Source organism: Treponema zioleckii, from assembly GCF_014737315.1.
GTDB classification, from domain to species: Bacteria; Spirochaetota; Spirochaetia; order Treponematales; family Treponemataceae; genus Treponema_D; species Treponema_D zioleckii.
The window spans coordinates 1-541 of record NZ_JPUF01000164.1 but is presented as its reverse complement, the minus strand read 5'-3'; the positions used below and the strand labels follow the sequence as shown (position 1 = coordinate 541).

1 protein-coding gene is annotated in these 541 nt (G+C 42.0%); it reads right to left on the bottom strand.

Going from position 1 to position 541, the window contains the following annotated elements; genetic code table 11:
• On the bottom strand, nt 1-306 hold a 306-nt coding region (locus JI65_RS17035; protein WP_191018355.1), incomplete at its 3' end, for an IS110 family transposase.
• Nucleotides 307-541 lie beyond the last annotated feature (235 nt).

Here is a 541-nt window from a genome sequence, read left to right as displayed (position 1 = left end):
GTCAGTCTTTGTCTGGCGTATTTCAAGTTTACGGAGGGCATCAGACTGAATCGGATTTATGACATGAACCGTAAAGTTTCTGTCACAAAGCCAGGTATAGAGATTGAGCCAGTAATGGCCAGTGGCTTCCATACCAAAAACAAACTGGGAGATGTCAGCGTTGATTTCTGCCAGTTTTTTCAGAAGGTTTTCAAAGCCTTCAACGGAATTGTCGATTTTGAAGGATTTCCCGATATGTTTTCCTTTGTCGTCAGTGATTCCTCCAATGTGTGTTTTCTTGGCGATGTCAATTCCAACAATGTACATAAATCTTAATTCCTTTTGTGAAAGTGGATTTGTGAAATATGAACTATCTTATCTCTGGTGGCTCACATCCTCGTTGGAGATTCGGGGAAGACCCCATCCTGCTAATCTGTGTACTGCCAGCCAGAGCAAGAAACCCAGTCTTAGTTACGGGGAAAGCCCCAAGGAGAAAACGGGTTATCGGGTCATAATCACGGGTATACTATCCCAAATCGAATAAGATAATTCAATAACATTA